24 protein-coding genes and 1 riboswitch are annotated in these 21,845 nt (G+C 51.9%); of the genes, 18 read left to right on the top strand and 6 right to left on the bottom strand.

Annotated features, from left to right (window positions below; genetic code table 11):
* Window positions 1-9 precede the first annotated feature (9 nt).
* Genes purN through QOX26_RS02660 form a run of 8 tightly spaced genes read left to right on the top strand, consistent with a single transcriptional unit; the run spans window position 10 to window position 5,948 of the window.
* Entirely contained in the window at window positions 10-633 is a 624-nt protein-coding gene (gene purN, locus QOX26_RS02695) for a phosphoribosylglycinamide formyltransferase (RefSeq protein WP_283673351.1), read from the top strand.
* Window positions 634-653: 20 nt separating this feature from the next.
* Window positions 654-1,358: an IMP cyclohydrolase gene (locus QOX26_RS02690; RefSeq protein ID WP_283673350.1), complete on the top strand. Its 705-nt coding sequence runs from the start codon at window positions 654-656 to the stop codon at window positions 1,356-1,358.
* Window positions 1,359-1,370: 12 nt separating this feature from the next.
* Window positions 1,371-2,546 carry a phosphoribosylaminoimidazolecarboxamide formyltransferase gene (locus QOX26_RS02685; RefSeq protein ID WP_283673349.1) on the top strand — a complete coding sequence of 392 codons (1,176 nt, stop codon included), beginning with the start codon at window positions 1,371-1,373 and terminating at the stop codon, window positions 2,544-2,546.
* Entirely contained in the window at window positions 2,546-3,133 is a 588-nt protein-coding gene (locus QOX26_RS02680; protein ID WP_283673348.1) for a hypothetical protein, read from the top strand. Before QOX26_RS02685 ends, QOX26_RS02680 begins: the two co-directional genes overlap by 1 nt.
* 13 nt (window positions 3,134-3,146) lie before the next feature.
* A complete protein-coding gene (locus QOX26_RS02675) occupies window positions 3,147-3,674 on the top strand; it encodes a hypothetical protein (RefSeq protein WP_283673347.1) in 528 nt (175 codons plus the stop codon).
* Window positions 3,671-4,177 carry a hypothetical protein gene (locus tag QOX26_RS02670; RefSeq protein ID WP_283673346.1) on the top strand — a complete coding sequence of 169 codons (507 nt, stop codon included), beginning with the start codon at window positions 3,671-3,673 and terminating at the stop codon, window positions 4,175-4,177. The genes QOX26_RS02675 and QOX26_RS02670 overlap by 4 nt, the downstream gene beginning before the upstream one ends.
* Window positions 4,174-5,430 (top strand): phosphoribosylamine--glycine ligase, encoded by a 1,257-nt coding sequence (purD, locus tag QOX26_RS02665; protein ID WP_283673345.1) that lies wholly within the window; start codon window positions 4,174-4,176, stop codon window positions 5,428-5,430. The genes QOX26_RS02670 and purD overlap by 4 nt, the downstream gene beginning before the upstream one ends.
* Window positions 5,427-5,948 (top strand): hypothetical protein, encoded by a 522-nt coding sequence (locus tag QOX26_RS02660; RefSeq protein ID WP_283673344.1) that lies wholly within the window; start codon window positions 5,427-5,429, stop codon window positions 5,946-5,948. The genes purD and QOX26_RS02660 overlap by 4 nt, the downstream gene beginning before the upstream one ends.
* A gap of 30 nt (window positions 5,949-5,978) precedes the next feature.
* Here the strand turns inward: QOX26_RS02660 and glgB are convergent, their stop codons facing one another.
* The gene (gene glgB / locus QOX26_RS02655; protein WP_283673343.1) at window positions 5,979-7,727 is read right to left on the bottom strand and encodes a 1,4-alpha-glucan branching protein GlgB; all 1,749 of its coding nucleotides are present in this window, start codon (window positions 7,725-7,727) and stop codon (window positions 5,979-5,981) included.
* A gap of 183 nt (window positions 7,728-7,910) precedes the next feature.
* Here glgB and QOX26_RS02650 point away from each other — a divergent pair, with 183 nt between their 5' ends.
* The 3 genes from QOX26_RS02650 (at window position 7,911) to thiT (ending at window position 10,004) form a co-directional block, all read left to right on the top strand.
* Window positions 7,911-8,468 (top strand): RNA polymerase sigma factor, encoded by a 558-nt coding sequence (locus QOX26_RS02650; protein ID WP_283673342.1) that lies wholly within the window; start codon window positions 7,911-7,913, stop codon window positions 8,466-8,468.
* Window positions 8,461-9,213: a DUF4179 domain-containing protein gene (locus QOX26_RS02645; RefSeq protein WP_283673341.1), complete on the top strand. Its 753-nt coding sequence runs from the start codon at window positions 8,461-8,463 to the stop codon at window positions 9,211-9,213. Before QOX26_RS02650 ends, QOX26_RS02645 begins: the two co-directional genes overlap by 8 nt.
* A gap of 31 nt (window positions 9,214-9,244) precedes the next feature.
* Window positions 9,245-9,338, top strand: a riboswitch (TPP riboswitch).
* A 93-nt stretch (window positions 9,339-9,431) separates the two neighbouring features.
* On the top strand, window positions 9,432-10,004 hold the full coding sequence (gene thiT, locus QOX26_RS02640; protein WP_283673340.1) for an energy-coupled thiamine transporter ThiT: 573 nt from the start codon (window positions 9,432-9,434) through the stop codon (window positions 10,002-10,004).
* Between the two features lie 29 nt (window positions 10,005-10,033).
* Here thiT and QOX26_RS02635 read toward each other — a convergent pair whose 3' ends face one another.
* The gene (locus QOX26_RS02635) at window positions 10,034-10,249 is read right to left on the bottom strand and encodes a hypothetical protein (RefSeq protein ID WP_283673339.1); all 216 of its coding nucleotides are present in this window, start codon (window positions 10,247-10,249) and stop codon (window positions 10,034-10,036) included.
* A gap of 82 nt (window positions 10,250-10,331) precedes the next feature.
* Here QOX26_RS02635 and rlmD point away from each other — a divergent pair, with 82 nt between their 5' ends.
* Both rlmD and QOX26_RS02625 read left to right on the top strand, forming a co-directional pair.
* Window positions 10,332-11,717, top strand: a complete 1,386-nt coding sequence (rlmD, locus tag QOX26_RS02630; RefSeq protein WP_283673338.1) for a 23S rRNA (uracil(1939)-C(5))-methyltransferase RlmD — start codon at window positions 10,332-10,334, stop codon at window positions 11,715-11,717.
* 400 nt (window positions 11,718-12,117) lie between these two features.
* Window positions 12,118-12,444: a hypothetical protein gene (locus QOX26_RS02625; RefSeq protein WP_283673337.1), complete on the top strand. Its 327-nt coding sequence runs from the start codon at window positions 12,118-12,120 to the stop codon at window positions 12,442-12,444.
* A 90-nt stretch (window positions 12,445-12,534) separates the two neighbouring features.
* Here QOX26_RS02625 and QOX26_RS02620 read toward each other — a convergent pair whose 3' ends face one another.
* The 4 genes from QOX26_RS02620 to QOX26_RS14360 all read right to left on the bottom strand — a co-directional run bounded on the left by QOX26_RS02620 (window position 12,535) and on the right by QOX26_RS14360 (window position 15,467).
* Window positions 12,535-12,957: a hypothetical protein gene (locus QOX26_RS02620; protein ID WP_283673336.1), complete on the bottom strand. Its 423-nt coding sequence runs from the start codon at window positions 12,955-12,957 to the stop codon at window positions 12,535-12,537.
* Entirely contained in the window at window positions 12,954-14,483 is a 1,530-nt protein-coding gene (locus QOX26_RS02615) for a Y-family DNA polymerase (RefSeq protein WP_283673335.1), read from the bottom strand. The genes QOX26_RS02620 and QOX26_RS02615 overlap by 4 nt, the downstream gene beginning before the upstream one ends.
* A gap of 42 nt (window positions 14,484-14,525) precedes the next feature.
* Window positions 14,526-14,906 carry a helix-turn-helix domain-containing protein gene (locus QOX26_RS02610; RefSeq protein ID WP_283673334.1) on the bottom strand — a complete coding sequence of 127 codons (381 nt, stop codon included), beginning with the start codon at window positions 14,904-14,906 and terminating at the stop codon, window positions 14,526-14,528.
* 360 nt (window positions 14,907-15,266) lie between these two features.
* Window positions 15,267-15,467 carry a hypothetical protein gene (locus QOX26_RS14360; RefSeq protein ID WP_442870201.1) on the bottom strand — a complete coding sequence of 67 codons (201 nt, stop codon included), beginning with the start codon at window positions 15,465-15,467 and terminating at the stop codon, window positions 15,267-15,269.
* Between QOX26_RS14360 and QOX26_RS02600 the strand changes: the two genes are divergently transcribed.
* Genes QOX26_RS02600 through QOX26_RS02580 form a run of 5 tightly spaced genes read left to right on the top strand, consistent with a single transcriptional unit; the run spans window position 15,454 to window position 21,831 of the window.
* A complete protein-coding gene (locus QOX26_RS02600) occupies window positions 15,454-16,383 on the top strand; it encodes a DNA adenine methylase (RefSeq protein ID WP_283673332.1) in 930 nt (309 codons plus the stop codon). The genes QOX26_RS14360 and QOX26_RS02600 overlap by 14 nt on opposite strands.
* Before the next feature lie 42 nt (window positions 16,384-16,425).
* A complete protein-coding gene (locus QOX26_RS02595; protein ID WP_283673331.1) occupies window positions 16,426-16,863 on the top strand; it encodes a hypothetical protein in 438 nt (145 codons plus the stop codon).
* The gene (locus QOX26_RS02590; RefSeq protein ID WP_283673330.1) at window positions 16,860-17,144 is read left to right on the top strand and encodes an AbrB/MazE/SpoVT family DNA-binding domain-containing protein; all 285 of its coding nucleotides are present in this window, start codon (window positions 16,860-16,862) and stop codon (window positions 17,142-17,144) included. Before QOX26_RS02595 ends, QOX26_RS02590 begins: the two co-directional genes overlap by 4 nt.
* Before the next feature lie 3 nt (window positions 17,145-17,147).
* On the top strand, window positions 17,148-17,735 hold the full coding sequence (locus QOX26_RS02585; protein ID WP_283673329.1) for a hypothetical protein: 588 nt from the start codon (window positions 17,148-17,150) through the stop codon (window positions 17,733-17,735).
* Between the two features lie 52 nt (window positions 17,736-17,787).
* Window positions 17,788-21,831 (top strand): S-layer homology domain-containing protein, encoded by a 4,044-nt coding sequence (locus QOX26_RS02580; protein WP_283673328.1) that lies wholly within the window; start codon window positions 17,788-17,790, stop codon window positions 21,829-21,831.
* Window positions 21,832-21,845 lie beyond the last annotated feature (14 nt).

Below are 21,845 nucleotides of genomic sequence, written 5' to 3'. Positions count from 1 at the left end.
GAAGAATATATGGTAAACATCGCAGTATTTGTTTCGGGCGGCGGCACCAATCTGCAGGCGCTGATTGACGCACAGACTGCCGGAACCATTGAAAACGGAAAAATCACGCTGGTCGTTTCGTCTAACCCGAACGCCTATGCGCTGGAGCGTGCGGCAAAGGTCGGTATTGAAACCGCCGTGCTGCGCCGCCGTGATTTTGACTCGGCCGACGCATATGGCGACGCGCTTGACGCGCTGCTGACCGAAAAGGGCGTCGGTCTTGTTGTCCTCGCCGGTTTTATGACCGTGCTGAGCGACGACTTCTGCAAAAAGTATGAAAACCGCATCATCAATGTGCATCCGTCACTCATTCCGTCGTTCTGCGGCGAGGGCTTCTACGGCCTGCGCGTCCATGAGGCCGCACTCGCTAAAGGGGTGAAGGTGAGCGGTGCAACTGTGCATTTTGTGTCGGAAGTGGTCGACGGCGGTGCAATCATCGCACAAAAGGCAGTCGCGGTGGAAAATGGAGACACACCGGAGACACTGCAGAAGCGCATCATGGAGCAGGCAGAGTGGATGCTGCTGCCGCAGGCCGTGTCAGATTTCTGCGCAGGCCGCCTGCAGGTGGAGAATGACATTGTGACAATACGGTAACCCCTGAAAGGAGAATATCAATGGGTATTTTGCATATTTCTGAGGAGCTGTGCTCCAATGCTTATCCGGGCCGCGGTATTTTGCTTGGCCGCAGCCTTGATAATAAGTCGGCAGTCATTGCCTACTTTATCATGGGCCGTTCGGAGAACAGCCGCAACCGCATTTTTACGGAGACGGAGGACGGCATCCGCACCGAAGCGTTCGATGCATCCAAGATGACCGATCCGTCGCTGATTATCTATCATCCGGTGCGCAAGGTGGGCGACACGACAATCGTGACCAACGGCGACCAAACCGATACCGTGCGCGACGCACTGCTTGAAGGCAAGGATTACATCTCCGCGCTGCGCACCCGCTGCTTCGAGCCGGACGGCCCGAATTTCACGCCCCGCATTTCCGGCGTGGTGGAGAAGGACGGTGCCTATGCGCTGTCCATTCTGAAGAGCTTTGAGGGCGATCCGTCCTGCAACAAGCGCTTTTTCTTCGAATATGATGCACCGGTCGCGGGCGTGGGTCATTTTATCCACACCTACATGTGCGACGGCGATCCGCTGCCGTCCTTCCGCGGCGAGCCGAAGGCTGTGCACATCTCTTATCCGATTGAGCAGTTCTCCGAGCTGCTGTGGAACAGCCTGAACGATCAGAACAAGGTATCCTTGTTTGTTCGTTATACCGACATTGAGACCGGCGAATTTAAGCAGGTCGTCAAGAACAAGCACGTGTAAGGAGAAGGGCAAATGAAAGAACTGGAACTCAAATACGGCTGCAACCCCAATCAGAAGCCTGCCCGTATCTTTATGACGGAGGGCGAACTGCCGATCGAGGTGTTGAACGGCCGCCCCGGCTATATCAACTTCTGTGATGCGTTCAATGCCTGGCAGCTGGTCAAGTCCCTCAAGAAGGCGACCGGACTGCCGGCAGCGGCTTCTTTTAAGCACGTTTCTCCGGCGGGCGCGGCACTCGGCAAGCCGCTGAGCGATGTGGAAAAGCAGATTTACTTCGTGGAAGGCGAGCAGGAACTGTCCCCGATTGCGTGCGCCTATATCCGCGCACGCGGCGCAGACCGTCTGTGCTCCTACGGCGACTGGGCGGCATTGTCCGACGAGTGTGATGCGGATACCGCGCGCTACCTTTCTGGCGAGGTGTCTGACGGCATCATCGCACCGGGCTATACCGATGAAGCGCTCGAAATTCTCAAAACAAAGCGTAAGGGCGGCTATAACGTGGTCAAAATCGACCCGAACTACGTCCCCAAGGCGCTGGAACAGCGCGACATCTTCGGCATCACCTTTGAGCAGGGTTATAACGATTTTGAAATCAGCGAAGAACTGCTCGGCAACATCGTGACCGAAAATCAGGAGCTGCCTGAGAGCGCCAAGCACGACATGATTCTGTCGCTCATCACGCTCAAGTACACCCAGTCCAACTCGGTTTGCTATGTCAAGGACGGTCAGACCATCGGCGTCGGTGCGGGTCAGCAAAGCCGCATCCACTGCACCCGTCTGGCGGGGCAGAAGGCGGACAACTGGTTCCTGCGTCAGCACCCCAAGGTGCTCGGCCTGCAGTTTGTGGACGGTATTCGCCGTCCTGACCGCGATAACGCGATTGACATCTACGTTTCCGATGAGTATGAGGACGTGCTTGCGGACGGCGTGTGGCAGAACACCTTCAAGGTGCGCCCTGAGGTGCTGACCCGCGAGGAACGTATGGCGTGGATTCAGAAAAACACCGGCGTGACCGTCGGCTCGGACGCGTTTTTCCCCTTTGGCGATAATGTGGAGCGTGCACGCAAGTCGGGCGTTCAGTATATTGTTCAGCCGGGCGGCTCGATTCGTGACGATCATGTCATCAGCACAGCCAATAAGTATGGCATTGTTATGGCGTTTACCGGTATGCGCCTGTTCCATCATTAATGTATTCACATCAATCCGCAAGACGCTCGGCAACTTTGCTGCTGGGCGCGCTTGTGTTTCAGGCAGCCGGTGCGATGTGCGCTGCATCGGCTGCGGCGGACCTGAGCATGCTCATGGTGACACTGGTTGCGGTATTTTATGTGCTCACCGCAATCGGTGCCTATATGGTGCGTTGTTGGCTGGCAGTTGCGGCCGCGGTGGCGGGCGGCTTGATATCCTGCCTGCTGCCGGCAGGCGTGGTGCCGACGTGGACGGTCAATATCGGCATCAATCTGGTGTATCTGGTTATGTATCTGCCACTGCAGCGTGCGTTTGACCGTATGCTCAGCGAAGCTGATGTATCGTGTGGCACATTGGTGCTCGGCCGCGGCTGGGCGATGAGCATGCTCATTTCCCGCGCGGCGTCGATGATTGGTTTTCTGCCACTGTTCGTGGGACAGGATGCCATATCGCTTGCGCAGGGGCAGTTCACCTCATTGTTTATCGCGCAGCTGGGACTTGAAATTGCCGCGATGATCGGCGGAATCGTATCCTATGTGTTCATGGTGCGCTATCTCTGGCGTGCTCGTGGACTGCTCGACGGCTGAGGAGGACGTGCAGATGAAGCGAACAGCAACCGGATGGTTCGCCTATCAGGGCATAGCGTTGGGAATATTGCTCATGCTGGTGTCTACGGCTTCGCAGGCGCGGGCGGCAGCATGCGCCTTCATTACATTGGGCGCGTTTGCGCTGCGGCGAGCCACAAAGTTTTACACGGCAGTGGCGGCATCAGCTGCGGCAGGCACATTACTCAGTCTTGCGGCGGGGTTGCCAATTCTGGCGCAAGGTTCGGCACAAATTGCGTACAGTATAGCCGTGCTTGCACTCGGCCTGCTGACAGAAGGCGGGTTGCTGCTCGCTGTCGCAGCACAGAGAAGGGCAGCGGGTGAGAGCACGTTAATAACCTATGTGCTGCTCGCGGCGCGGGTGGCTGCACTGGTTTTGCAGACTGCAATGTCGCTGACGAATTTCAGTGATACGGTACAGAGCGCCGGCAATACCGTGCAGGTGCTCAGCCTAATCGGCATGATACTTGTGCTCTTTCGCACACAGCGAGAATATATCAGCGCGGAAGGAGTCAGCGAATGAAGTATAGAAAGCAGGCATTGCTCAACCTATCGGCGGGTATTGCAATGCTGATTGCCGGACTGTGGACGGGATCGTTCGCATGGCTCGCGCAGCTTTTGGGCTTTATCGGCATCGCTAACGGCGCACAGCTGCTGGCGGAGCGGGAAAAAGCCTTCAAAAGTGTGTTTTATAGTGCGCTAGGCGCAGTTTTTGTTGCCGTAGCACTCAAACTCGCAGGGATGGCTGCAGCGATTGCCGCAGTCCTTTCGCAGTGGAATCTGCCCATCCTAATTCTGCTGTATGCACTGGTGCTGACCACGCTGTGCGGCGCGATGTTTATGTGGGCGTATGCGGCGTTCGGCGGCTGGTTGGGCGTGCTGTTTGGAAGCGCCTGCTTCCGGCTGAGCCAAGGGTTTCCGATTGGCAGTGCGGTTTCGTGGATGGTGTCGGCCGCAGGGGCAGCGGCACTTATTCTGCTATCGGTGTATTATCGCAGGACAATCAATTTGGAGGAATCAGAATGACAGTTTTAGTGATTGGCGGCGGCGGGCGAGAGCATGCTATCTGCCATACTTTAAAAAAGAGTTCCAAGGTGGATAAAGTTTGGTGTGCGCCGGGCAACGGCGGCATCGCGCAGGACGCGGAATGCGTCAACCTCAAGGCGACCGACATTGACGGCGTTGTGGCTTTTGCAAAGGAACACAAGCCGGATCTCGTGATGGTCGCGCCTGACGATCCGCTTGCGCTCGGCATGGTCGATGCACTTGAGGCGGCGGGTATCCGCGCCTTTGGCCCGCGCAAGAACGCGGCTGTCATCGAAGGCTCAAAGTCCTTTGCAAAGGATTTGATGGAGAAATACCATATTCCGACCGCGGGCTATGCTGTGTTTGAAAATTCGGCAGACGCGATTGAATATATCAAAGAAAACGGTGCGCCAATCGTCGTTAAGGCGGACGGACTTGCGCTCGGCAAGGGCGTTACCGTTGCAATGACGGAGGAAGAGGCCATTGAGGCCGTCAAGGACGCGATTGACGGCGGTGCGTTTGGCGGTGCCGGCGCACGCGTGGTGATTGAGGAGTTCCTGACCGGCCCAGAAGTTTCGGTGCTGGCCTTTGTGGATGGCAAGACGCTCAAGACCATGCCGTCCGCGCAGGATCACAAGCGCGTTTATAATGACGATAAGGGTCCGAACACCGGCGGCATGGGCGCATTCTCGCCGTCGCGTTTTTACACGGACGAAATCGCAGCGGAGTGCATGGAAACCATTTTCAAGCCCACTGTGGCAGCGATGGAGCAGGAGGGACGCACGTTCAAGGGTGTGCTGTACTTTGGCCTGATGCTGACGCCCAAGGGTCCGAAGGTCATTGAATACAACGCACGCTTCGGAGACCCGGAGACGCAGGCGGTGCTGTCGCGTCTGGAAACCGACCTGTATGATGTGTTTAACGCAGTCATTGACGAAAAGCTCGATGAAATCGAGATTAAGTGGGCGGATAATGCCGCGTGCTGTGTCTGCATGGCGTCGGGCGGCTACCCGAAGGAGTACGAAAAGGGTAAGAAAATCACCGGTTTGGATGATGTGACCGAATCTTACGTATTCCACGCGGGCACCAAGCTCGCGGACGGCAAAATGCTGACCAACGGTGGACGCGTGCTCGGCGTGACCGCAACCGCACCCACACTGGAAGAAGCAATCGAAAAAGCATATGCGGATGTGCGCAAAATTCAGTTTGAAGGCGCTCATTTCCGTACCGATATTGGAGTGAAAAAAGCATGAAGGTAGAACAGCAACAACAGATTTTGACCTGCATGACGCAGGTGCTCAACCAGAACGGCTTCCGCGCCGAGTTGATGCAAAACGAAAATGCCCCGCTGCTGCTGCGCTGTGAAGCGATGCGGCAGGGTAAGGTGGCAAAAGATGTGGTATTCGAAATTTGTTTTATTCCGATGCCGCTGCCGCACGAGGATGAGGGTCTGCTTCAGTTCTTCGTAACCCTGTTCCAGGGCGTGCCGGAGCAAAATGCGATGCAGCTGCGCCGGGCGTGCGGCTACTGCAACGATTTCTGTGCACTTGGTTCGTTTGGTTTCTTCCCGCAGGCGGGGCAGCTGTTCCTCAAGCACAACACGCTGTTGGATGGCACGTTGGAACTGGAAAAGAACGTTGGCCTTATTGCGGACAATATTTCGGTGCTGCTCGCATCGGTCAGCCGCTTTATTGACGGTTTGGCGTCGGTCGGATTTTCCGGCATGCCGCTGGAAGCAGTCGTCGATCAAGAGCTGTTTCCGAAGATGTAATAAAAAAGAGAGCCGTTTGGCTCTCTTTTTTTATTTGACTTGAAGCAGCACGCCGCTGTATGGTGGGAGTGTGGCAGGCGATGGGAAGGCACCGTCCGCCTCCGGTGTTTGACCGCCGAAACGCACCCAGTCCGTGTGCAGCAGCAGGGAGGCGCTGTCCGGAATCGACGGAATCTGTTGGGATTTGGCAGAAAAATTGAACGCGGCAAGGATGCAGGAATCGCCGTGCCGCCGCTCAAACACGTAGAGACATGCTTCGGCACTTTCACAATTAAGCCAGCGGAAATTTTCTGGGAAAAAGTCGCCGTGAAGCGCGTCAAGGTCGCGATAAAGGCAGCTGAGTGTACGGAAGAATGCGGGGAAGGCGGTTGCCTGCCGCGGCCAGTCCAGTTCGGACTGCTCGCTCCATTCGCGCATCATTCCAATCTCATTGCCCATAAAATTGAGCTTTTTGCCCGGATGAGTGAACATATAGAGATAAAGTGCGCGTGCCTGCGCGTGCTTTTGCGCCGCGTCCGCTCCATACATCTTTTGCAGCACAGCGGCTTTGCCGTGCACCACTTCATCGTGGGAAAGGGGAAGCAGATAGTGCTCGTTCTGGAAGTATTCCATGGAAAAAAGCAGCTTTTGGTAGTCCCGCGTGCGCAGTTCGGGAGGTGTTTGTAGATACTCCAGTGTGTCATGCATCCATCCCAAGTCCCATTTGTAGTCAAAGCCGAGACCACCGTCTGCAACCGACTGGGTCACGCCCGGATAGGCGGTCGAATCCTCCGCAATCAGCATGGCGGAGGGATGCCGCGTTTTGAGTCCGGCGTTCATCTCTTTGAGGAAGGTCAGTGCATCCCCATTGACTCCGCGATTGGGGTCGCCCTGCCAATAAATCAGGCGAGAAACCGCGTCCATGCGCAGACCGTCGAAGTGGAATTCCTCTAGCCAGTAGTGTGCGGCGGACTGTAAGAAGCACCGTACCTCGCGACGTGAGTGAATGAAATTGTAGCTGCCCCATTCGCTTTCACCGACGGCTGCGTTAGGATATTCGTAAAGCGGTGCGCCGTCGAATCGGGCAAGACCATAGTTGTCGACCGCAAAGTGAACGGGCACAAAATCCATGATGACGCCGATACCTGCTTGGTGCAGGCAATCAATCAACTGCTTGAGCTGCGCAGGCTTGCCATAACGCGAGGTAGGTGCAAAAAAACCGGTGTTCTGATATCCCCACGAGCCGTCAAACGGGTGCTCTGACAGCGGCAGAAACTCTACATGAGTAAAGCCGTTGTCGCGCAGATAGGGGATAAGCAGTTCGGCCAGCTCGTCATAGCGATACCATCCGTTCGGATCGACCGGATTGCGCTTCCACGATCCAAGGTGCATTTCATAGATGCTCAGCGGTGCGTCAAGGCCTGCGGTTCGGTGTGCCATCCATGCATCGTCGGTAAAGGTATATTCGTTCGGGTCGGTAACAATGGAGCAGCAGCCGGGCCGCAGCTCCATCGCGAATCCATAGGGGTCGCAGTGCTCGGTGACGCTGCCGTCGCACGCATAAATACGGTATTTGTAAAAGTCGCCGGTTCTGGCGGCAGGCACGGTTAGCGTGAAAAAACCGCCTGTGCCGTCGCGCAGCAGTTCGGTTTCATCCCAACCGTTGAACGCGCCGGTCAGTGTGACCTTGGCCGCAGTTCCGGCAAACAGGCGAAAGGTAACCCCGTTTTCGCCGAGGTGCGCGCCGAAGTATCGGTATGCATCGAAAATTCGTCCGTCAAAGAAATCCTGTTTGTTCATGTGCGTTTGTCCTTCCTAAAAATGGGCGGGCATGATATATTCAGTATAACGGAGGAGTTCTGGAAATACAAGGAACAAACCTGTCCACGATTGTCCATTAACAAATTTCACAAAAAAATGAACCGATCGATCCAATCAGGGCTCTTATTATCAGGTGCACCAAGGAAGCAAAGGAGGAACACGATGACAGACGAGGAACTGGTCCGGCGGTGGCAGCAAGGCGACCGGCAGGCCTTTGATGCGCTATATGAACGCTTCAAGGATGATGCGTTTCGTACAGCCTGTCTGATCACAGGCAACCGTGCAGACGGCGAGGACTTGGCGCAGGAGGCGTTTGTGCAATGCGCACTGCATATCGGAAGCCTGAAGGATGGATCAAAATTCCGGCCGTGGCTGATGCGGCTGCTCAGCCGCTCAGCATGGAAATACTGCAAAAAACGCCGCCGGGAACAGCCTGTGTGCGAGCTTTTCGAAACAGGCGAGGGTGAATCAGCACTGACTGCGGTGCTGCGTACTGAGGAGCAGCGGCGATTGTATGAAGCACTTTATGTGCTGGATGAAAAGCGCCGTACGGTGATCGTGCTGTATTATTTTGATGAGCTGTCCGTTCGGGAAATCGCACAGGCTGTTGGCGCGACCGAAGGCACGGTCAAGTCTCGCCTGTTTTCCGCCCGTCGTCATCTGCGGCAGGCGCTGACCGAAAAGGGATTAAAGCCGAAGGAGGCTTCTTTACATGGATGAAATGAATCTGGATCGCGCATTACGCGAAACGCTGCAAGACTGCACAAACGACCTGAAAGCACCCGACCGTCTCAAGACACGTGTGGATTTTGCAATGCAAAATAACACGACCGCGCCGCGTCGCAAAATGTGTTCGTGGAAGCGTACGGCGATTACGGTTTGCGCTGTGCTTGCTGTTGCGGTCACCGGTGTATTTGCTGCAACGAGCATGGCGGGCATTTACAGTCATTCTTGGAGCAATCAGAAGATGAGCTATGCAGAAACTGCTTCGAAAGCAGGTGTACAGCTTCCGGAGATGTTCTCAAATGGATTTGTATTCCAGAGTGGCTATGAGGTGTTTTCGGAAGCACGTGGTGACGCTGGTGAAACCGAAAGCAAGTGGACGGATATTAACGCAGTTTATGAAAAAAATGGGGTAACGTTGTCGTTGGAAACCGGTGTGCCGCAGGATGCACTGATTGGCGGCACGGTAAAGCAGTCTCGAGAGGTGGATGGGGTTAAAGTATCCTACACTGATGACAATTATTTGAGTGTACCGCCCGATTATGAGTTAACTGAGGCTCAGAAGGAAGCTGAGAGCAGTGGTGACATTGTGGTATCTGTTGGCTCGGATCAGGTAGAAATGAATTTCTTTCAGTTTGTATCATGGGAGCAAGATGGCAAGCGTCATTCGTTGTATGGCTATGATACAGGTCTGACCGCGGATGAGTTGATGGATATGGCGGCTGAAATGATCGGTGCTTGACATAAAAAAATTCCTCTGCTATACTAAAAGCACAACAAGACAGGGGTGCCGCTCAAAGCGGCTGAGAAATACCCTATGAACCTGATCCGGATTATGCCGGCGGAGGGAGTCAGATACGGAATGCACGCCGTTTGGCGTGCGGAAATCGCGTTTGAACGCCTTCGGCCAGCTGCCGGAGGCGTTTTTTGTCTTGAAACATCAAAATCGGGGGAATTCAAATGAGTGAGACCAAAAATATGAGCCGCGTGCACATTCTGGTAGAATGTGCGCTGATGATTGCCATCGGCACTGTGCTGATGATGGTCAAGATTTACGAGCTGCCCAACGGCGGATCGGTCACACTGGTGTCGATGCTGCCGTTCGTGCTGGTGTCGTTCCGTCACGGGCCTAAATGGGGTATGATAACCGGCCTTGCCTGCGCGCTGCTGCAGATGATGACCGGTTGGTACGCGCCTCCGGCCGGTACGGTTTTGGCGTATTTCGGCATGATTATGCTCGATTATATCGTCGCCTTTACCATGCTTGGCACTGCCTGTGTGTTTGCAAAGCCTTTCAAAAACCGTATGGCGGGCGTCGTTGTCGGCACGGCTGTGGTGTGCTTGATTCGCTTCCTGTGCTCGTTCCTGTCCGGCTTCCTGATTTGGGGCTCGATTGTGACGGATGGCATGGGTGCGGTGATTTATTCACTAGGCTATAACGCCAGCTACATGGTACCTGAAACCATTCTGACCACGCTGACCGCGGCGGTTCTGTTCAAAGTTGCACCTGCACTGTTTGGCAGTGCAGAATAAAGAAAAGCGCCCGTAACGGGCGCTTTTTTTTAATATCGTTCCCAATACCCCTCGCCGCCTTCTTCTAAGGAGGACAGTGTGCTGCGAATACGCTCCTCTGCGGGCTCACCGATTGACGCATGCTCAATCAGATGCTCGCGCTCTTCGGGCGTTAATTCAAAAAAGCGATCCATCGCACGGGTACTGTGTCCCATTTCGCTGAGAAAGTCAAAGGGGATATTGCCGGAAACCTCTTTCTTATCCATACGGTTCGCTCCTTTCGTTTGCAGTATGTGCAGTGGGCATGATATAATACAGATACCAAATAAAAAAGGAGCTCGGAACAGAATGGAGCTTATTAAAAATAAAATTTATCGTGTGCAAATCATAGATTATACAGCGGACGGCACCGGTGTAGCCAAACTGGACGGACGCGCGATTTTTGTGCCGCGTACGGCGGTGGGGGATCAGTGTGACATTCGCATTACCAAAGTGACAAAGAACGTTGCATTTGGGCGGATTGAGCAGATTATTGTGCCTTCCAAGTATCGCATTGAACCGGCGTGTGAGCATGCGGGACAGTGCGGCGGCTGTTGCTTTCAGCATATCAGCTATGAGGAAGAACTGCGTGCAAAGGAAAAAAAGGTGCGGGATGCGCTCACACGCATCGGCGGTCTGGATGGCGCGGTGCTGCGCGGCATCGTTGGTGCGCCATCGACGGTGCACTACCGCAATAAGGCGCAGTATCCGGTCGGTCTTGACCGTGAGGGGAGCGTTGTGACGGGCTTTTACCGTCAGCGCAGCCATGATATCGTGCCGAATGAAGCGTGCCTGATTCAGTCGCAAACCGCGGATTGCATTGCGCGGTTGGTGCGCGAGTGGATGCAGCAAAATGGCGTGCAGCCGTATGATGAGACAAAAAACACCGGACTGGTGCGTCATATTTATGTGCGCACGGGCGAGTCGAGCGGTGAGTGTCAGCTGACACTGGTTGTGACGAATAAAAAACTGCCTGCGCTTGATGCGTTGGTGCAAACGCTGCGCGAGCAAATCAGCGGTTTGACCGGTGTACTGCTCAATGTGAATAAGCGAACAGACAATGTGATTTTGGGCGATCGCACCATGGCGGTTTGGGGTGAAGTGCTGCTTGAAGATCGGCTTTGCGGCAATTCTTTTCTGCTGTCACCGCAGGCATTTTATCAGGTGAATCATGCACAAACAGAGCGGCTCTACGCCTGCGCACTGGAGTATGCCAAGCTGACAGGGCAGGAGACTGTCATTGACCTTTACTGCGGCGCCGGTACGATTACGCTTGCACTGGCAAAGCAGGCAAGAAGAGTAATTGGTGTGGAGATTGTGCCGCAGGCAATTGAGAATGCGACAGAAAATGCATCCCGTAACGGCATCTCCAATGCGGAGTTTATCTGCGCAGACGCGGGGCAGGCCGCGGCTATGCTGGCGGAGCGAGGAGAAAAGCCGGAGGTGCTGACGGTCGATCCGCCGCGCAAGGGACTCGATCAAAATGCGATTGACGCGATTGTTTGCATGGCGCCGCCGCGTGTGGTTTATATCTCATGCGATCCTGCGACGCTTGCGCGGGATTTAAAGGAATTTACGGCGCAGGGGTATCAGGTTGAACAGGCAACCGCCTTCGACCTTTTCCCGCGGACGCATCATGTTGAAGCAGTGATAATGATGACGTATTGTGGTTCGGACAAGAAAAATAGGAGTTAGACCACAATATATTGTGGTTTTTGGCTCGAAAATGACCGGTTTCAGAGCTCAAAAAATGCGATTTTTGACCCCGTTTTTTTGCCCCTTCCACAGATGACATAGATGATTTTAAGAAAATTCGATAGTTTTGGGTTAAGAGAAGGTAGCTAAAAAAACCGGGATAATATTCTTCGTAAGGGTGTCATACGACCATAATAAGATGATGAAATTACAAGACGGTTCAGAGCTTACACAACTATGAAATGAAATTTTATATTGATTTGCAGAAGTGAATATATTATCAGTTGAAAATTAAGAGGCTAAGGTTCAGGTCAACTTTAATGACCTGCAGACTTAGCCTCTTTTTTGTTCCCATTTTTTATGACACAGAAACTATAAAATGTAGGAGGTCAAATTCATCATGAGCAAAATTTTTTCTATCATTGGTCTGGAAACCAATACAGGAATTCGCGATGCTGGAATTATGAGCGGTATTCCGGAGGTAGATGACATACAACGGTCCAATCTATACACGGAGCTTCTTGAGGACTGTGGTGCATCCGAGTACATCGCCGTGATCGTAAAATCTTTTCGTTATGGGCACGGTCCTCCCAAACCTGCTGGTGCGGAGGATTTAAGTTGGATTGCTCTGCATCGTGAAATGATTGAAACTGGTGAAGTGGTAGAGCTGCAAACCTCTCGCCTCGCCATTCTCTATCCCGATCAAGGGATGCAACTCAATATGTAGCACCCATCAGTATGAATTGAAACAGAAGGGTGCTTTTTTTATTTCAGAGAAAGAGTGCAAGTCGTTGATTAGACTATCAGGTAGAGGATATTAAAGATATGCCTGAAAAAGCTCACCTTCGATTTCGATGATCGCTTCAATCGGTATCTTTGTCCCATCCATCATGAGAAGAACTCTCTCGTATTCATCTATTTTCTTTATTGTACCGATTGCATTGATATATGCGCCGCCGCCTTTTTTCGCATCGGCTTGGAAGTAAGTGATCTCGACCTTCGGATGGTTAAAAAGTTCATTCGACAGAATACGTAGCTTCATTTCCAAAGCAGCCTTGGAGTCCTCATCCAGCTCTACCTGTTCATCCGTCAGCCGAGCAGTTTCTTTGACTGCTGCTTCATAACCAGTCAGAGCGGCAAAGGGAGAAAACTGTGCTGCGCGGTCGAGGGCAAGCATATGGGGACGGGTCGCAGAAACATGATGAGGTAAATTGATAATATCGTCATAAGAATTCTTCATGCCTTATGCCCTCCAATCTGGTTATTTCGGTCTATGGTCGTTGCACCTTCCTCCAGGTTGGTGCCTTTCAGGATTGCATTCTTTCCAAACTTTTTTTTGATCGCCAGCATCGCACTCTGCATTTTCTTTTCCCGTTGGAGCTCGGTTTCTTCTTCGGCTTGCCTTTCACGGACTGCTTCATAGTCCGTAAATAAATCAAGCTGCTCAAAGGCATCGGGTTTTGGCATTGACGCTTCATCAATCACATGGTTGGCAGTGATGTTGATTCTTCTGATCAGAAGTTTTTTGTCAACGATGCGGTCAAACAGTTCCATAACAGCCTTCATGATCAGTTTTGTCGAGGAGGTGTGTTTACCAAGATTGCCTGTGCCATGGGCGTGCTTTGGTATGACGCGACCATAATGATCTGTGGTTACCTCGCCATGATAGGACTTCCTCAAATCCGGGTCCTGAAGGTTTTGAATGTCATAACCTATTGTTAAAACCAGCTGGTCGGTCACAAGCCCTTTATCAACCAGATCCAGTACCAGCAGCTCGGTCATTTCACGAACAATCAGTTTTGCTTTGTCAAAGGAATAAGGACAATGCAGTACCTGACCAGATCCAATGCTGTTTGTGCTGGGCTTATATGCCTTGACGTCGGCAATGGTGCATGGCTCCCACCCCCAGGCATGATCGATCAGCAATTCCGCATTGATGCCGAACAGTTTATATAACAAGGCTTCATTGTAGTAATCAGTAGATTTACCAATGGAACATCGTGCAACATCGCCCATTGTATAGAGTCCATGTTCCTCAAGTTTTTTTGCATAGCCTCTCCCCACACGCCAGAAGTCAGTAAGAGGACGATGCGTCCATAGGGAGCGGCGGTAAGCCATCTCATCCAGTTCCGCAATCCGAACACCGTTTTTATCTGCCTGGATATGCTTTGCCCCAATGTCCATTGCAATTTTACAGAGGTAGAGGTTTGTCCCAATACCAGCGGTTGCTGTGATGCCAGTGGTGTCCAGGACATCAAGAATGATCTTCATGGCAAGCTCATGCGCTGTGAGCTGATAGGTATTTAAATATGCTGTAACGTCCATGAACACCTCATCGATGGAGTAAACATGGATGTCCTCGGGTGCAATGTACTTAAGATAAACATTGTAAATGCTTGTGCTATATTCCATATACAGAGCCATACGTGGAGGCGCAACGATATAATCAAGGGAGAGAGTAGGTGATGCTTTCAGTTCGGCATCATGATAAGATGCGCCAGTAAAACTGCGGCCAGATACTTTCTGTTGTCTTCGAGCATTGGCTTCCTTTACTTTTTGTACGACCTCAAACAGCCTGGCTCTTCCCGGAATGCCATATGCTTTCAGAGAAGGAGAAACCGCAAGGCAAATTGTCTTTTCTGTCCGGCTGGCATCAGCGACCACAAGGTTTGTGGTCATTGGATTAAGATTGCGTTCAATACACTCTACGGAGGCATAGAACGACTTCAGGTCGATAGCAATATAGGTTCTATTTTCTGACTTCATCGTTCATTACCTCCTTTTAGTGTTTATCTGCGCCGATTAAAATTAACCTGTTTTCATTGCTCTCGATTCCCTGTAAACATCCTGCAATGCCTTCATAACTGTATGTTTATCCTGCTCAGACAAAGTATCGCCAGCAAATAAACTGGCTAATCCGTCAATGATCTCCTGCGCTTGCTTCATGCCCCGGCTTCCATACTGCTCAGTGGCAACGACAGTAAGCTCCTGATCTTCGGACAGCAGGTAGTTAACATCCACTCCGAAAAAGCCGGCAATCTTTTTATAGGCATCTCTGGAGCGGGGAAACGAGATCCCGGTTTCATATCGTGTGATCATGCGGCGGTTAATTTGCAGACCGTCTGCTGTTTCCTGTTGTGTTAAGCCAAGCCTGCTTCTTTCCTGCTTGAATTTATCCCCGAAGGTCATCCTGATGATCACTCCTTATACAATAAGAACACTGAACTGCTACAGCTTTCATTGAGCAGTTCAACTGCTCGTATTGTACGCAATATTTCGCTTTTTGTAAAGCGGTAACATTTGCATAGGATGTATGAACCTATGTTATCGTTAATGATTTCGCTGCGAGAACCCAAAGGTGCAGTGGAACACATCTCAATATGTAGCGCCTTTTTAGTTTCACCTGAAACTGAGAGGGGCTTTTTCTTTTTTCCGAATCAACTATCATTAACAGAATAAGAAAACATGAGGCATCGTCTTTGGAAAAAGGCGGCGCCTTTTTTGTTTTCAACGAAAGGAGCATAAATCATGAATCAAAAAGCAAATCCATTAGAAAAGCCGGGTGCGGGAGCAACCGGTCCACCAAAACGTTATGGCGTTCCACTGCCAGCCGAGCGTTCCCGGTGCGAGGGCTGTCCTTATCCCCGTGTCGGTTTCATTTGCTGGAGTCCGGATGGAACATGTATGAAAACGGATGTTGATGCCATCAACCGCCGCAGTAAAGGCAGGTGAAAAAATGAACAGCATCATCAGCTGGGTGGGTGGAAAAAAAGCATTGCGGGAGCTAATCTATCAGCGGATGCCCAAAGAGTTCGGGCGGTATATTGAGGTTTTCGGCGGCGGTGGATGGGTGCTGTTTGGTCGGCCGGTTGATACCGCCATGGAGGTGTACAACGATTTTAACTACGACCTCACGAACATGTTCCGGTGTGCTAAGGAGCAAACCCTTGCACTGATTCAGGAACTGAATTTCCTGCCGCTGAATGGGCGAGATGAGTTTGGTGTGCTTCGCAGATATTTGGAGAAGCAGGAATTCACTAGTGAGTATCTCGCAAAGGAGTTAGAACTTGCCGAGCGATATATCTCCCCACTTGAGTACGAAGACATCCGGCAGATTCTTACAGAAAAGGCAGTCATGAATGATGTCAAGCGTGCCGCCGCCTTCTATAAACTCATTCGATACAGTTACGGAAGCGGATGCACCAGCTTCGGCTGTCAGCCCTTTGATATCCGGAAAGCCTTTCACCTGCTCTGGCAGGCAAATGTTCGTTTAAAGGATACGGTCATAGAGAACAAGGACTTTGAAGACCTCATCCGACAGTACGACAGAGAAAATGCTTTCATTTATTGCGATCCTCCCTACTATCAGACAGAAGGACATTACGCTGTTGAATTCAGAAAGGAGGATCATTACCGTTTGCGGGATACGCTGACAGCCTGCAAGGGTAAGTTTCTGGTCAGCTACAATGACTGCGAATTCATTCGGGAGCTGTATAAAGACTTTCAGATTGAATCGGTCAGCCGTCTTAATAATCTGGCACAGCGCTATGACAATGGCAGTGAGTACGCCGAGGTGCTGATTTCCAACTATGATACCGGCGAAAGGTTGCTGGATATGCCATCACAGCTCAATCTTTTTGACGCCGGTTTTTTCTTTGACCAATAACCCAACTCCCGCAAGGGATATTTATGAAGGAGGAAACATCCTATGAAAATTATGAAAACAAAAGCGGTCGTCGATACCCATGGACTTCTGACGCTTCCTGCTATTCCCGCAGGACTGATGCCCGGTGAACAGGTCGATGTCATTCTTGCATCCCAGGCGGAGGAATCAGCACCTTTGCTTTTACTTACCCAATCCGGCATCGAGGTTGCCGTACCATTGTGTGCTTTGTCGGATGCACCGGAGGATGAGGATGAATCAGATGACGAGAACAGTTTGAATCTACCAGCAGAGCTGCTGGAGGATGCAGGGATTTCCACCGACAGTGATCTGGAAATCATCTGTGGGGACGGTGCCATTGTCATTTTTGCCTCAGATATTTTGAATCAGCTGCCAGAGGATCTGACCGGGCTTTTTCAAGAGCTTGGTATTCACCCCGATACCGTTCGGGAGGTTATGAGAAAGGAGGGTTACTTTGTATGAACGCTAAAAACACATACCGCATTATCGACAGTAAGGGCAGAGTACTGATTCCCAAGGACATGCGCTCTGCATCCGGATTGGACTACGGCGATATCGTGAAGCTGAATGTCCGTCAGGGTGCAGTCAGCATTCAGAAGGTGGCGCTTATCGAGGTAGGCGACCAGTCGCCTGAAGCGGTGGAAGCCTATGTTCGTGCTGCCATTAAGCGTATGCCGGATGAAACTCAGCTTAGCCTCATCACCGATTTAACGGAGCTGCTCAAGCAAAGGAAGGAGAATTAATTCGTGGAAGATAAAAAGCTTTTCACTTCGCAAGACTGCCGGCAGACAGGATATGATCTCTCACTGGAGGGAAAGGTGGTTGTACTGAGCGCAGCCGCACTGCCTGAATCCCATCGCAGTGCACATCATCAGCTGTATTTCTGTACCGGTGGCTTTGGCAGCAAGCAAAATCCCAGTGGACGTGCAGTCTTTGCCGTATCTCTGGCAGATGGCGAACAGATACGCTGGAACCGCAGTGACATTCTCGGCATTGCGAAGCCTGAAATTCTTACGGATCATGCCAGACTCCAGCTGTCACAGATTCGTCCGGCAGGAGCGCTGGACTTGAAAAATCATGAGCCTCAGTACAGCGGTTATTGCTTTCTGCCGGATGACCGCTATACCTCCGGTGTGTGGCTTTGCAGCCCCAAGGAGGTGCAGGACTACATCGACCTGCAGAAGGAATATCAGCATCGAATCATGGTCTGCGACCGGGATGATTTCTGCGTTTTTGATATGGTGGATGGTAAACTCATCTATCCAACGCAGGAGATACTGGATGCACATCGCAAAGAACAGGAACAAAATAGCGGCATGGAGCTGAAGCTGTAACGCGTTGCAGACTTTGGCTCCTTTTATAAAAAATTGAAAGGAAGGTATTCTCATGGCAGAAAAGAAAAAGAGAAGGGTTGGCGTAATCGTCATCCTCATTCTCCTCCTGCTGCTGATCGGCGGCGGGATTTTTGTTTTTATGGAACAGCGTCCCGATTTGTTTATCCCGGAGGATGAGATCCTAACCCGTGGTGAATTCGCTACTATTATGGTGCGGGATATCCCGCTGGACACAAAGGACGTGGAGAAAGACCCGGCCAGTTTCCCTGATATTGACGGACATTGGTCGGAAAAGTACATTGAGGCGCTGATTGATGCAGGCATCATTGATCCTGCGGACTATCCGGATGGCTTCCATCCCGATGATTCGATCACCCGTGCCGAAATCATCAAGATGCTGGTGCGTATCAGCGGAAAGAATGAGGAAGCGAAAAACACCCAGGGACACAGCGGCTATGACGATGACAAGGACATCAAGGATGGCGACAAGGGCTATATCATCATCGGAAAAGAGGATGGTATTACCGGAGAAAATTCTGACGGAAAATTGAAGCCGAATGATCCGGTTACCAAGGGTGAGGCCAAGGATCTGATTGATAAAACGAAACCTCTTCCAACACCTACCCCCACACCGGAAATACCCAAGCCAACACCCGCACCTAATGCGCCTGATCCTGTGAAGCCAACACCGACACCCGGCGGAAATTCGGATGACGATGATGATTCAGGAAGCTCCGGCGGCGGCTCCGGTGGTAGTTCAGGGGGAGGTTCCTATTCCTACCCGGATGCGCAGGTGCGTTTTGAACTTCCCGAAACTACACATACCGATACTGAAATCAAGATTATGCCGGTATGGAAATATATGCAGAGCTTTACATGGACGTTGAGTAAAACTGCCGTGGACGGCTCAGAACAGCCGGCAGAACTGACAGATGCCGGCACGCTCAGTCTGGAGGGCGGTATACTCCAGTTTAAGGAGCCGGGTAAATATACCCTGACCGCAACAGCGAAAAACGTCAGAGGAAAGGAAACCGTGCTATCCAAAACGGTGACGGTCTACCCGGTGGTTGACCTGACCTTCGCCCTGCCGGAAACCACTCACACAGACAAATCGGTTACGCTGTCGTATTCACCGGAAGCGCTCTATGGGCATGACATTGTGTGGACAGCAGAAAAAGACGGTGAAACAACAGCTCTTACCGATATGCTGGATGGTGCGCTTGGAAATGAGGGCGGCACCTTTGTGTTCAAGAGTTCCGGACAACAGACACTTACAGCATCCCTGACCGATGAAACTGGCCGCAGCTTTACCCATACGGAAAGTACAACAGTCTATCCCGTTGCAGAGATTACCTTTGGACTTCCTGAAGCAGCCCATACCGATACGGAGCTGGACATCTCTACCACACTGCTAAATGCAGATGATATGCCTGTGGTGTGGAGCCTTATGAAGAATGGAGAAACGGCTGAAATCGCAGAGGAACTGGAAGGCTCCCTGACCGATGAAGGCGGCAAAGTTCGTTTTAAGGACAAAGGCGTGTACCGTCTTACCGGAACGCTGACGGATGAAACTGGCAGAACCTTTGAAGCATCACAGGCTGTTACCATCTACCCGGTGGGCGCTGTTGGCTTCTATCTGCCGGAGATTTCCCATACAGACAAAAGTGTTCAGGTGCAGGCATCATTCCAACATCTTGGGACTGCTGAAATTCAGTGGTCATTGACCCGAAACGGTGAAGCGCTCACGCTCTCGGACTATGTGGAAGGAACTCTGACCGGTACCGAAAGCATCGTGCGCTTTAAGGAAAAGGGCGAATATGTGCTGAAGGCCGCCTTTACAGACCCTGCTGGCAGAAGCTACAGCTATACTGCACCTATTAAGGTCTATCCGGTACCGGGTATCACCTACAAGTTGCCGGAAACTGCCCATACGGATACCCCCGTATCCATTATTCCAGAAATCTTGGAATTGGGGGATCTAAAGGTGGAGTGGCTGTTGGAGAACAGCTTCGGATTCCAGGATCTTACAACTTATCTAGACGGCACGCTTACAAACGGCGGCGGCACTATCCGGTTCAAGCATGCAGGAATCTATGAGCTTATTGCCCGGATTACCGACGAAACCGGTCGTGTGTTCCTGTATGAGGATGGCGGGAAAATTGAAGTCCTGCCGGTGCTGACGCTTTCTTTCGAGCTGCCGGACGCCACCCATACCGACCGCACCATTGATCTGCGTACCCGCGGCAATAACAATACACTGCCGGTAGAATGGGTGCTCACAAAAGATGGGGAACCGGTGGAACTTACCAATGCATTGGAAGGCAGTCTGAATGCTTACGGCGGGAAAATCCGCTTTCAGGATGTCGGAACCTACACCCTGACTGCTTCCATGACGGATGCGCTTGACCGTGTATTCTCGTACAAAGCAGCTACAACAGTCTACCCGGTACCATCTGTTACGCTGAATGTGCCGCAGGTATGGTATGCAGGAGAAGCTGGAGCGGTTAGCGTTACCGGTACAGATCTGGATAACCTCGCTGCTTACTGGACAATCAGCAAGGACGCAGGCGAAGCCAAGCCTTATGCTGCTTATGCTTCCGGTACGTTGACAGAAGAAGGCGGCTCCCTCATTTTTCCTGCAAAGGGAACCTATGAGCTGACCCTGACCATGACGGACCCTGCCGGCCGTACCTACGAAAGAAAATGGAGCTTCACTGTCTATCCTATCCCAACTATGAACATCAGCGTTCCGGCATTGACCTACAGCGGGGATTCCATGGCAGTTACCGCTTCGGGTTCCGAGCTGGCGGAAATGGACATGGCATGGCTCCTTTCTGTCGATGGCGGAGCCGCCAGACCTTATACTGAGTATGCAACAGGTGCTCTGACCAAGAATGGTGGAAATCTGCATATCTCTACCAACAAAACGATCTCCGTTAAGTTGATTGCAGAAGCAACAGATACAAACGGCCGCAAGTTTACGTTTGTTTCAAATGCAGGAACAATTAAGCCTGTTGCCAGCTTCCCGTTTACCATTCCGTCCTCTGTTCATATCGGCGCTGGTTTTAATGTATCCCTGCCGGCAGCCACCGGACTGGATGGCAGAAATCTTGTGTGGGCGCTGACTAAGGGCGGCAGTCCGGCAGCTTACACCGGAAGTCTCACCAATAGTGGCGGCAATATCACCATCAGTGCCACAGGCAGCTATGTTCTGACTGCCAGTACCACAGACAGCACGGGGCGCGCCTTTAGTTACTCTCAAAATGTCACCATTACCAACAATGCACCGAACAAACCTACCGGAAGTGCTTCCGTTACCCGCACGGCTCAAAATGCCAAGCTGCGGGTGAATCTTACTGCATCGGCTACCGACCCGGATGGGGATACTGTCACACTGGAATACTCCGGCAACACCGCCGACGGCTATTATGCCGTGGGAACTCACACCGTGAAGGTCCGTGCCAAGGATGTATGGGGGTTATATTCTGACTGGACGAATATCACCTTCACTGTAAGCAATTCTGCACCCAGTACTCCGGTGATTACCCGCACACCGAATGGAAACAGCATAGCCCCGGGCGTGTCCATCACCATTACTGCTTCCAGCAGTGATCCGGATGGAGATGCCATCACCTATATTTGGGAAGGGCGTCCCGCACAAACAAGTACAGCTTATCCGCTTGGCAAGAACGTGGTTCGCGTGAAAGCTGTGGACTCCACCGGCGCCGAATCGCCCTGGGCCGCAATTGTTTTCTTTGTAGCCGACCCGAATCGCGGTGGTGGTATGACTTTGACAGGTCCGGAATCAGTTATTCTGGAGCAGGGTATCTCCGGTGCGACCATTACCAATTACACCTTCACAGTGCCGCCAGTTTCCGGGCATTCCGGCAGCGACTACGGACGTGTCCGCGGATATAATACCTTGACCAGACAGTGGGATCAGCTCGACTACGGAACTACCACTAACGGCATCACCTTCAGCCGTTCCCTTTCGCCCGGCATCTACAGTCAGTTGGAGTTTTACTATTACACAAATCACGACTGCATGTATAACAAGTCCAACATCACCTACAGTGTGGAGTTTTACTTCCAATAATCAGCCTCACCTGG

The organism is Butyricicoccus sp. Marseille-Q5471, from assembly GCF_951230135.1.
In the GTDB taxonomy this organism is placed as follows: domain Bacteria; phylum Bacillota; class Clostridia; order Oscillospirales; family Butyricicoccaceae; genus Agathobaculum.
This window is presented reverse-complemented; position numbering and strand designations above follow the sequence as displayed.

Excerpts from the sequence above, each read along its gene's own strand:
- purN (WP_283673351.1), top strand. The coding sequence starts at position 10 with ATGGTAAACATCGCAGTATTTGTTTCGGGCGGCGGCACCAATCTGCAG.
- QOX26_RS02690 (WP_283673350.1), top strand. The coding sequence starts at position 654 with ATGGGTATTTTGCATATTTCTGAGGAGCTGTGCTCCAATGCTTATCCG.
- QOX26_RS02685 (WP_283673349.1), top strand. The coding sequence starts at position 1,371 with ATGAAAGAACTGGAACTCAAATACGGCTGCAACCCCAATCAGAAGCCT.
- QOX26_RS02680 (WP_283673348.1), top strand. The coding sequence starts at position 2,546 with ATGTATTCACATCAATCCGCAAGACGCTCGGCAACTTTGCTGCTGGGC.
- QOX26_RS02675 (WP_283673347.1), top strand. The coding sequence starts at position 3,147 with ATGAAGCGAACAGCAACCGGATGGTTCGCCTATCAGGGCATAGCGTTG.
- QOX26_RS02670 (WP_283673346.1), top strand. The coding sequence starts at position 3,671 with ATGAAGTATAGAAAGCAGGCATTGCTCAACCTATCGGCGGGTATTGCA.
- purD (WP_283673345.1), top strand. The coding sequence starts at position 4,174 with ATGACAGTTTTAGTGATTGGCGGCGGCGGGCGAGAGCATGCTATCTGC.
- QOX26_RS02660 (WP_283673344.1), top strand. The coding sequence starts at position 5,427 with ATGAAGGTAGAACAGCAACAACAGATTTTGACCTGCATGACGCAGGTG.
- glgB (WP_283673343.1), bottom strand. The coding sequence starts at position 7,727 with ATGAACAAACAGGATTTCTTTGACGGACGAATTTTCGATGCATACCGA.
- QOX26_RS02650 (WP_283673342.1), top strand. The coding sequence starts at position 7,911 with ATGACAGACGAGGAACTGGTCCGGCGGTGGCAGCAAGGCGACCGGCAG.
- QOX26_RS02645 (WP_283673341.1), top strand. The coding sequence starts at position 8,461 with ATGGATGAAATGAATCTGGATCGCGCATTACGCGAAACGCTGCAAGAC.
- thiT (WP_283673340.1), top strand. The coding sequence starts at position 9,432 with ATGAGTGAGACCAAAAATATGAGCCGCGTGCACATTCTGGTAGAATGT.
- QOX26_RS02635 (WP_283673339.1), bottom strand. The coding sequence starts at position 10,249 with ATGGATAAGAAAGAGGTTTCCGGCAATATCCCCTTTGACTTTCTCAGC.
- rlmD (WP_283673338.1), top strand. The coding sequence starts at position 10,332 with ATGGAGCTTATTAAAAATAAAATTTATCGTGTGCAAATCATAGATTAT.
- QOX26_RS02625 (WP_283673337.1), top strand. The coding sequence starts at position 12,118 with ATGAGCAAAATTTTTTCTATCATTGGTCTGGAAACCAATACAGGAATT.
- QOX26_RS02620 (WP_283673336.1), bottom strand. The coding sequence starts at position 12,957 with ATGAAGAATTCTTATGACGATATTATCAATTTACCTCATCATGTTTCT.
- QOX26_RS02615 (WP_283673335.1), bottom strand. The coding sequence starts at position 14,483 with ATGAAGTCAGAAAATAGAACCTATATTGCTATCGACCTGAAGTCGTTC.
- QOX26_RS02610 (WP_283673334.1), bottom strand. The coding sequence starts at position 14,906 with ATGACCTTCGGGGATAAATTCAAGCAGGAAAGAAGCAGGCTTGGCTTA.
- QOX26_RS02600 (WP_283673332.1), top strand. The coding sequence starts at position 15,454 with ATGAACAGCATCATCAGCTGGGTGGGTGGAAAAAAAGCATTGCGGGAG.
- QOX26_RS14360 (WP_442870201.1), bottom strand. The coding sequence starts at position 15,467 with ATGATGCTGTTCATTTTTTCACCTGCCTTTACTGCGGCGGTTGATGGC.
- QOX26_RS02595 (WP_283673331.1), top strand. The coding sequence starts at position 16,426 with ATGAAAATTATGAAAACAAAAGCGGTCGTCGATACCCATGGACTTCTG.
- QOX26_RS02590 (WP_283673330.1), top strand. The coding sequence starts at position 16,860 with ATGAACGCTAAAAACACATACCGCATTATCGACAGTAAGGGCAGAGTA.
- QOX26_RS02580 (WP_283673328.1), top strand. The coding sequence starts at position 17,788 with ATGGCAGAAAAGAAAAAGAGAAGGGTTGGCGTAATCGTCATCCTCATT.